This window comes from Actinoplanes sp. NPDC048791, from assembly GCF_040650095.1.
Classification (GTDB): domain Bacteria; phylum Actinomycetota; class Actinomycetes; order Mycobacteriales; family Micromonosporaceae; genus Actinoplanes.
Genome location: NZ_JBEZGQ010000297.1, coordinates 1 through 8,543, shown reverse-complemented (window position 1 = coordinate 8,543; position 8,543 = coordinate 1). Strand labels below are relative to the sequence as shown.

Here is an 8,543-nt window from a genome sequence, read left to right as displayed (position 1 = left end):
CGGCGGCCAGGGCGGCACGGGCCTGGTGGCCGATGGCCAGCGCGTCGGCCGAGAGCCGCTCGGCGCGGACGGCCGTCTCGGCGGCGCGGACCCGTTCCGCCTCGGCCGAGCGGGCCGTGGCCTGCTGCTCGGCCTGCGCGGTGGCGGAGCGTTGCGCCTCGGCGGCCTCGGCCAGTGCCTCGTTCTCGCGTTCGGCCTGCTCGGCGAAGTGCCAGAGGACGATGATGCCGATCACCTCGAGGGTCGCCAGGCCCGCGTGCAGGGCAACCTGGCCCAGCCCGTCGAGCACCGACATGTGATGCATGCCGAACACCCGCTCCGGGTTCATCAGGCCCAGGGAGCCGTGGTGCAGCACCACGATGACCACGGCCCACAGCAACGGCGCCCACTGCTGGTAGAGCGCGACGAAGACCAGGACGGCGTACAGGTGGATGTGCATGGCCATCTCGCCGCCGGACAACTCGATGGCCGCGAACGTGCAGGCGATCAGCCCGATGCTGGTGACCGACGCCCGGGCCCGGGGCTCGCGCAGCACGGCGGCGGTGCCGGCGAGGGCGCCGATGCCCGCCGGCAGGGCCAGCGCTTCCCACGCGGGCATCGGCCCGAGCAGTCCCAGCAGGACCAGCGCCGGCAGGTGCAGCCACAGCAGAGTGGTGACGATGCGGTGGCGCGCGGCCCAGGACTCCGGGGACAGCCGGGCGCCGCGCGGCAGCCGGGACGCGAGCGTGGTCATGGCACCATCATCCGGCCTGCGGCAGCGCGGCGAGGCGGATCGTCGAAGTCGGCCGGACCGGATCCGGATCCGGAAAAAGAAATCGGCCGATCCGGTAACCGGGCGGGCGGTGCCGGACCTGAACGTTTCGACGAGGCCGCGCGACGAGGGGAGAAGGCCGGCGTGAGCGACGAGGAGGAGTTCACGGCGTTGTTCCGCCGGCACTATCCCCGTGTGCTGGCGTTCGTGTCCCGCCGTACCGATCAGGCGCGGGCCCATGACGTCGTCGCCGAGACCTTCGCCACCGCCTGGCGGCACTTCGCGCAGCTGCCGGCGGAGCCGCTGCCGTGGCTCTACCGGGTCGCCCGCAACAGCCTGGCCAACGAGGAGCGGGCCGCGCGCCGCCGGGCCCGGCTGTTCGAACGGATGGCCGGCGGGGGTGTGCCGTCCGCACCGGACCATGCCGTCTCGGTCGTCGCGGACGCCGGACTGCGCGAGGCCCTGAGCCGGTTGTCGCGTCTGGACCGCGAGGCGCTGCTGCTGATCGGCTGGGAGGGCCTGGACCACGATGCCGCCGCGCACGTGCTGGGCTGCACGGCCGTGGCGTTCAAGGTACGGGTGCACCGGGCCCGACGCCGCCTCGCCCGCCTGCTGGAGGCGGCCGATCAGGATCAGGCGCCACCGCCGCCCCGACCGTACGAGTTGCACAGTGCCGCGAGCCAGAGGGGAAAGTCCGCATGACCGAGCAGGACGCCGGCACCCAGGCTGGTGGGCGCCGGCCTGGGTCTGCTCGGCTTGCCCGGGGCGAGAGTGACGGGATGGGCTTTACCTGCCGCCCAGTCCTGAATTACGAAGTCAATCGGTATCGTCCTCCCCAGCTATTGATTCAATCGAAGAAAGTATCGCTCCGCCAACCGCGTACGGTGCCGCTTCTCCTGGTCCACCACCTGCCCATCCGTCTAGGGCACCCTCCATCGCACCGTTCAAATCCTCGCCGAGTGTCCCAAGGACCTTTTGATTGATTCCCTGTATCTCGTTATACATTTGGTCCCAATACGACTCCAGTAAGTCCATCACCCCTCCTTCAGGTGATACCTGGTAAGCGACCCAATGCGATGAGTTATAAATGGACTTCATGCCGCTGGCGACGATGTCACTACTCACATCGATTCCGATGGACAGAGCGGGATGGTGCTTCTTCTTGGCTTCAGCGCGAAGAACCTTTATCGCGGCTGCGACATTGGGCGCCGAATGAATGTTCACCATCAATTCTATTGCTTCTCTGGCCAACGATCCCGATAGCGGAAATCCGGCCCCTTTGATTTTTCGATATGCAGACACCCCTGCAGACGCCCGGGCCAGCAGCTTTGCCTTGTCCGGCTCGATCTTAGATATCTTTCGCAGAACGTTCTCGGCAAAAGCTTGCTTCTTAGCGGCTGCCAGTTTGGAGCGGTTTTTGATCACGAGGTCAACAACGGCGGTGTGGTCCTCTGGTGTCAGCCGGTTGAGCGACAATTTGGCCACTTTTGCCCCCTATCTCTGGCGCAGACATATCGGTCAGAGTCGCAGTTGGACTTCATGGGGCACAAGGCCGCCGCAGAGTATTTACATTGGAGGTGGAACCGCGCATCTCCGTCGATCAATTGCCGGACGTCGCCGATGGGCACCAGGTCCAGCCAGTAGAGCAAGTAGAAGCAGTTCGTCTTGTTGGGCCGCAAGGTTCAGCCAGGCTCCTCGCTCCATCGTTCGTGGAGAAGAGTCAGAAGGTAGTTGCCCTCCAGTTGGTACCACATCGAACAACCGTACGACGAGCATGGGATGGCTGTTGAGCCAACGGCAGGATCTAGCCGCCGATGTGACAGCAACGATGACAGCAACCGGCCCGGATGATTTCGGCCGTGGCGAGGCAGCGACAGACGACTCTCCGAGGTCACGACCACGCACGGACGACGCCGGACGGGCCGCCCAGGACTTACAAGCGAGGGGTCAGACTTGCGCTCACTAGGCGGGGACGTTGCTGGCGGGAGCATTTTGGTACGGTCGGGCCAGCGGGGCGAGAGGTGGACTCACAGTGACGCAAGCGGCGATCGAGATGCGGCGCTGGGTTGGCAAGCTTGTGTTGTTCTTGACCCTGTGCTGGGTGATCGTGCTGGCCTCGCTTGTGGGCGGTGCGGCCCGGGGGGCTTCGATCCCGCCGCTAAATGTTGCCCTGGCGCTGCTTCCGGGTTGCGCCTTCGTGCCGGCTGCCTACTTCGCAGTGCAGCTGCACAGGACGGCGGATGCAGCGCGGATCGACCGCTTGTGGCCCAAGACGCTGGTGTATGGGATCGCCGGTTTGGTGCTGCTGTTCGGTAGCGCGTACGCCGTCTACGCCGGGGGGCAGTCGTGACGTTCCGAGTGGAGCCGACGGACCTTGTTGCTTACGCGGCCCGGCTGCGTGAGGTCTACTCGGACGTGGAGATGGCGAAGAACTTCGTACACGCGCATGGCGACTTTAGCTTCCACGAGAGCGGGATCATCGGTGCGCTGGCCGGACAGCACGCGTCGTTGATGCACCAGCTGGAGGAGTTGCACGATCAGCTGTTGACGATTCTGTGGCGCTCGAGTGAGTCGTTGCTCTCGGCGGCCAATGACTACCAGACCACGGACAAACACGCCGCGGCCCGCGTGGACGCCAGCTATCCCGAGTCGCCGCGAGCTGTTCCTAGTCGCGACTGACGCCTGACCGAACGGGGAGACACGACATGGGCGAGGCCGCGCGTTACCTCGTGGCACCTGGCGAACCCGACGAGAGCATCACCAACGGCTTCGTGAACCCGCTGGACCTGTTCAACTACATCAGCCCGTCCGCGTGGGTCAACGATGTGATCGAGAAGGTCTCCGGGATCGACATCTTCGGCTACGCCACCGACGCCTTCACCGGCGAATGGGCAGCCTTGTACAAGTTCGGCGACGCCCTGAACTCGTTGGCGCAGTTCCTGCAAGAGGTCGGCATCGAGGTCCAGACCAGCGTCAACGACGTGGGACGGCAACGCTGCGGATGCGGCGTTCAACTACTTCACGAGCGTTGCCACAGCCGCCAGCGGTCAACAGTCGGCGCTCTACGAAGCGGCCAAGGGCTATCACGAAGCCGCTAAGGGCGCGTGGCAGCTGTCCAACCAGCTCGGCAACCTCCTGCAGGCGATCGCCGATAAGGCGATCATCATGGGGATATCTGCCGCGATCGGGACCGCCACCGCGGAGACCGGCGTCGGCGCCGTCGTAGGGTACGGCGTCGCGGGGTGGCAGGCCATCGAACTGCTGGAGCTGATCAACAAAGCGTCGACGATCATCAACACAGCCGGGACGGTCATCCTTACGGCCCAGGGACGGCCCAGCATGGCAATTGATCTACGGAAGTGCAGGTCAGAGGTGGTTCGTTGGCCTATATCCGGCGTACAGGTTGGCTCGTCCGTCGCCTTCCTGGTCGGAGCCCTACTCTTGGGGCCCTGACCAGGACTATTTCCGGGCGCTGGTGGTCAACATCCGGGGGGCGCCGGCCGCCCGTGAACGATGGATGGCGGCTGGCCGGCTGGGCATCCCTGAGATGCCGAGGTCCAAGCCGCAGTAGCCCATCCTGCGGCTGCCGATCGCGGAGGTCTCAGCGGTCGAGATCGTCGTCTGGCCCCCGCTCGTGAGGCAGTTGGTGCTTCGTCGTGTCGACGGGCGAAGCGGCACATCAGCCTCCTTGACCTCCGGTGAGGCCTGCGAGCACCATGGATCGGGCGACGTCGAATTTCATCTCTGCGGCGAACAGCGATGATGGAGGGTGGACGATGGCCGAAATCTGCTACTACGCCGACCAGGAATACAGCGTAGGTTCAGTTATTGAAATCGACGACGATGAGTACCAGGAGTGCGTTTCTGGGCCTGGCGGCGCTACCTGGGGCGAAGTCCAGAAGCTTGAGGTCTCCGAGAGTGTCAAGCACTCGCTTGATGCCGCAGGCGATGCGCCCGACGTGGTCGTACGAGACTCGGCGGATCCGACCATCGTCTTCAAGGAGGGCAGTACCTGCCTCTACGGCGGACAGAAGTACTCAGTCGGTGCGAAGCGCAAAATGCCTAACGGTCAGGTGAAGAGGTGTGAGAACACCGTGGACGCGAAGGGGAAAAGGGGTACTGGCTGGTTTCCTGTATAGGCGTGTCCTCAAGTGCTCGACACGATCCCGAGCGGTGGAACGATGGGTGGGTGGTGACCAACCTCCGGATCGCGACGCTCAACACCTGGGGCACGCGCGGCGACTGGAAAGCCCGCCGTCCCATTCTCCAGCGGGGTTTTGAAGCGCTGAGCCCAGACCTCATCACCCTGCAAGAAACCATCGTCACCGACGGCTACGACCAGGCCCGCGAAATCCTCAGCCTCGCCTACCACCTGATCCACCAGTCCGCCCGCGAACCCGACGGCCAAGGCGTGACCACAGCGAGCCGCTGGCCCATCGGGCAGGCGCTGGAGGTCGACCTGCATCTCACCCCTCGTACCGCAAGCTTTGCCAGCACCTGCCTGATCACCGAGATCCTCGTCCCCGAGCCGCTAGGGCGGATCTGGCTGGCCAACCACCTCCCCGACTGGCAGCTCGACCACGAGCACGAACGCCAGCTCCAAGCCACAGCCGCAGCTCGCGCCCTCGCCCGGCTGAATGCCGACCGCCCCGGCCACCTCATCGTCGCCGGCGACCTGGACGCCGACCCAGGCCACCAGCGTTCGGTTCTGGACGGGCCGCCACGCCCTCGACGGGCTCAGCGTCTGCTACCGCGACGCCTGGGAGAGTGCCCACCCCGCCGAGCCCGGGCACACCTTCGTCCCCGGGAATCCGTACGCCGCCGACTGGGACTGGCCTTTCCGGCGGATCGACTACATCCTCGTCGGTTGCGGTGAGCATGGCGGTCCCACGCTCGCTGTCACCGGCTGTGCGCTGGCCTTCGATCAGGCCGACAACACCGTTAGTGACCACTACGGCGTCGTCGCCGACCTGGTGATTCCCGGCTGAGGCTTGTCGGAGGGGCCGAGCGGGTATGGAACGGTCTGTGACCGCGAACCAGAAGGACAAGCGAGGCACCGCCACGGCGATGCATGAGACCGCCGAGGCGCTCGAGCGCAGCGAGGCCATCCTGCATGAGAGCGCCGAGGGTTCTCCCGATGCCGAGACGCGGCGGCGGTTGCATCGGCTCGGCGATGAGGTCACCCGGCAGGCCATGGACATCGAGCGGCGGGCCGATCTCCTGCCGCCACCGGACAGTCAGGATCGTTGACGCCGGCCCGGCGCGGGCTCACGCTGGGTGCATGGCGGTTTTCCGGGTACGGCAGAGCGGCCGGCGGGTCTCCGCGGTCGACGCCTACGAGTTCCCCAGCGGGTTGCGGCAGCGGTTCGCGCTTCAGCACGGGGAGCTGTCCGGTGATGCCGTCCGGTCGGTCGAGGCGGCCGCCCGGCAGTGGTTCCGGCTCGCCGCCCGGCATCCGAAGGCGCGGCTGGCCATGCCGTCCGTGATCGTCGACGAGTTCTGCCGGGAGTTCCAGTTGCACACCCGGGAGTACGCGGACTTCTGCGCTGCCGTTCTGGGGCGCCCGGCCGGGAGCGGGCCTGGTGAGCTGGCCGCCACCTTCCGGTTCGCGCAGGAGGACGAGCCGCGCGAGGCCGGGATGCTGCCCGCGTTGTTCCGGGTGGACCGGGAGGTCGCCGTCGCGGGTGGGCGGCGCTATCTGGCCGATTGCGGTGGCCGCGGCATCTGCTACGAGCTCAAGGGCACTGTCTGCCTGCAGCATCTCGGCGGCGTCGGCAAAGCTCTCACCGGTGGTAAGTGGGATGTCCAGCGCGGCGGTGGGAGCGTCCCGGGAGACGGCTTCGACCACGGCGGTGGCTGTGGTGGCGGCACCTGACGGCACGGCGTGAATGAACTGTGCCAATTTCGGCGACCTGGTTGCCTCCCGTTGCCGGCCCGTTCTCCGACAATCGTCGGCGAACGGTTTGCCGGTCGGGCCAGCGGATCGTTGGCCGGGGTCGTCGGTCAGGCCGGGTTTGAATGGTCGACGGGCCGGCCGACCATCGAAAGAGTTGACGATCAAAATCGGGCGGTAAATGCGCCACTATACCGGGGTCGTCATCGTAACGGTTCAATGCCCTTCACCTGCGCTTATTCACGGAACCGTCCGATGTGGGGTAGGGGCCGCGGTGGGCGGGGGCCGAGCGCCGGTGAGCCCGCCCGGTTACTCAAGTGGGCAGCTCAGGACGGGTCCGCCGCTTGCTCGACGGCAAGTATCCGCAGGTGGTCGGCACTGTCCAGTGCGGACCCGTGGGTGAGTAGACTGCTCGGCCGGAACGCCTCACCGGGTGCCCGGCTTGTGAGTTTCTCCTCGGCCCGCTCCGGTTGACGTGCAACTTGCACACTCATAGTGTCTGAAGTGTGACGGCGGGTGCTCACTGGGTAGGATCCCGGTACGGTCGCGCCACGGTAAGTCCGTCGACCATCCGGCCGTAGGGAGTTCTTGGTGAGTATCGCGATCGGCATCAACGGTTTCGGTCGGATCGGCCGCAGTCTGATGCGTATTGTCGGTGCCTCAGCGGACACGGGAATCACCGTCGCCGCCATTAACGACATCGCTCCGGTCGACCGTTTGGCATACGGCCTCAAACGCGACAGCGTGCGCGGGCGATTCCCCGGAACGGTGGCCGCCGCCCCGGGCCAGCTCATCGTCAACAATCGTCCGATCTGGGCGTTCCAGGAGTCGCAGCCGGGCCGTATCCCGTGGGCCGAGGCCGGCGTCGACGTGGTCATCGAGGCCAGCGGCCGGTTCCGCAGCGGCGCCGGAGCGCGGGACCACATCACCGGCGGTGGCGCCCGCAAGGTCGTCATCAGCGCCTCGGCCGACGACCCCGACGCCGTACTGGTCTACGGGGCCAACCACGAGCTGTACGACCCCGCCCGCCACGACGTCGTCTCGCCCGCCTCCTGCGGCGTCAACGCGTTGTCGGTGATGGCCAAGGTCCTGCTGGAACGCTTCGGCCTGCGCTCGGTGCACACCTCGGTCGTGCTGGCGATCCAGGGCTGGCAGAAGGCGCAGGACTCGCTCACCGGCTCCTCGCGGGACGACCCCCGGCTGGGCCGGGCTGTGCACGACAGCATCATCCCGCACAACCACGTCGCCGGTGACCTGCTCAGCGTCGCGCTGCCGCAGCTCGGCAAGGTGCGCTACAGCTACTACTGCGTGCCCACCCCGATCGGCTCGCTGGCCGAGCTGACCGGCTTCACCGACCGCCCGGTCAGCCGCGACGAGATCAACCGGGCGATGGCCGAGGCGGCGGCGGGCTTCCTCGGCGGCGTGCTCGACTACGAGCCCGATCCGACGGTCTCGGTGGACGTCCGGGACAACCCGGCGTCCTGCCTGTTCGACCCGTCCGGCACCCAGACCAGCGCCGACGGCGGCGTGCAGGTGCGCGGCTGGTTCGACAACGAGTGGGGCTTCTCGCACCGGCTGCTGGATCTGGCGCGCCTGATGGGGGAACGTGAGGCCGTACCGGTGGGGGCCCCGTACCGGTCCGGCGTCGTGTAGAACTGATCGGTGATTGCCACCAGTGAGGTCGAGATCGCGGCGCGCCGCATCGCCGGGCGGATCCGGCGCACCCCGGTCTTCCGGGACGGGCCGGCGCTGCTGAAGCTCGAGTTCCTGCAGCACGCGGGGTCCTTCAAGACCCGGGGCATGTTCAACCGGATTCTCGCCGCGGCCGAGCACGGGCTGCCGGCGGCGGGCGTCAGCGCGGCCGCCGGCGGCATCGCGGGCCCGGCGGCGGCGTACGCG

The 8,543-nt window shown here is 66.9% G+C and carries 10 protein-coding genes and 2 pseudogenes; 10 read left to right on the top strand and 2 right to left on the bottom strand.

Annotation, left to right across the window (positions count from 1 at the left end; genetic code table 11):
- Positions 1-733, bottom strand: a pseudogene (locus AB0C29_RS21725) (chemotaxis protein); the annotation flags it as partial.
- A gap of 162 nt (positions 734-895) precedes the next feature.
- Between AB0C29_RS21725 and AB0C29_RS21720 the strand changes: the two are divergent.
- Positions 896-1,453, top strand: coding sequence for an RNA polymerase sigma factor (locus tag AB0C29_RS21720; RefSeq protein ID WP_360822792.1), 558 nt, complete (start codon positions 896-898; stop codon positions 1,451-1,453).
- A 114-nt stretch (positions 1,454-1,567) separates the two neighbouring features.
- On the opposite strand, the gene AB0C29_RS21715 is transcribed toward AB0C29_RS21720, so the two are convergent.
- On the bottom strand, positions 1,568-2,236 hold the full coding sequence (locus tag AB0C29_RS21715) for a hypothetical protein (RefSeq protein ID WP_360822789.1): 669 nt from the start codon (positions 2,234-2,236) through the stop codon (positions 1,568-1,570).
- 547 nt (positions 2,237-2,783) lie between these two features.
- Here AB0C29_RS21715 and AB0C29_RS21710 point away from each other — a divergent pair.
- From AB0C29_RS21710 to AB0C29_RS21670, 9 genes and pseudogenes are all read left to right on the top strand, one after another.
- The gene (locus AB0C29_RS21710) at positions 2,784-3,101 is read left to right on the top strand and encodes a hypothetical protein (protein WP_360822786.1); all 318 of its coding nucleotides are present in this window, start codon (positions 2,784-2,786) and stop codon (positions 3,099-3,101) included.
- A complete protein-coding gene (locus AB0C29_RS21705) occupies positions 3,098-3,430 on the top strand; it encodes a hypothetical protein (protein WP_360822783.1) in 333 nt (110 codons plus the stop codon). Before AB0C29_RS21710 ends, AB0C29_RS21705 begins: the two co-directional genes overlap by 4 nt.
- A 26-nt stretch (positions 3,431-3,456) precedes the next feature.
- Positions 3,457-3,849: a hypothetical protein gene (locus AB0C29_RS21700; protein WP_360822780.1), complete on the top strand. Its 393-nt coding sequence runs from the start codon at positions 3,457-3,459 to the stop codon at positions 3,847-3,849.
- Between the two features lie 678 nt (positions 3,850-4,527).
- Complete coding sequence (locus AB0C29_RS21695) at positions 4,528-4,890, top strand: DUF1496 domain-containing protein (RefSeq protein WP_360822777.1); 363 nt, start codon at positions 4,528-4,530, stop codon at positions 4,888-4,890.
- Positions 4,891-4,940: 50 nt separating this feature from the next.
- Positions 4,941-5,627 (top strand): endonuclease/exonuclease/phosphatase family protein, encoded by a 687-nt coding sequence (locus tag AB0C29_RS21690; protein WP_360822774.1) that lies wholly within the window; start codon positions 4,941-4,943, stop codon positions 5,625-5,627.
- A gap of 149 nt (positions 5,628-5,776) precedes the next feature.
- Positions 5,777-6,001 carry a hypothetical protein gene (locus tag AB0C29_RS21685; RefSeq protein ID WP_360822771.1) on the top strand — a complete coding sequence of 75 codons (225 nt, stop codon included), beginning with the start codon at positions 5,777-5,779 and terminating at the stop codon, positions 5,999-6,001.
- A gap of 31 nt (positions 6,002-6,032) precedes the next feature.
- A complete protein-coding gene (locus tag AB0C29_RS21680; protein WP_360822768.1) occupies positions 6,033-6,626 on the top strand; it encodes a hypothetical protein in 594 nt (197 codons plus the stop codon).
- A 609-nt stretch (positions 6,627-7,235) separates the two neighbouring features.
- A complete protein-coding gene (locus AB0C29_RS21675) occupies positions 7,236-8,297 on the top strand; it encodes a glyceraldehyde 3-phosphate dehydrogenase NAD-binding domain-containing protein (RefSeq protein WP_360822765.1) in 1,062 nt (353 codons plus the stop codon).
- Between the two features lie 9 nt (positions 8,298-8,306).
- Positions 8,307-8,543: pseudogene (locus AB0C29_RS21670) on the top strand (threonine/serine dehydratase); the annotation flags it as partial.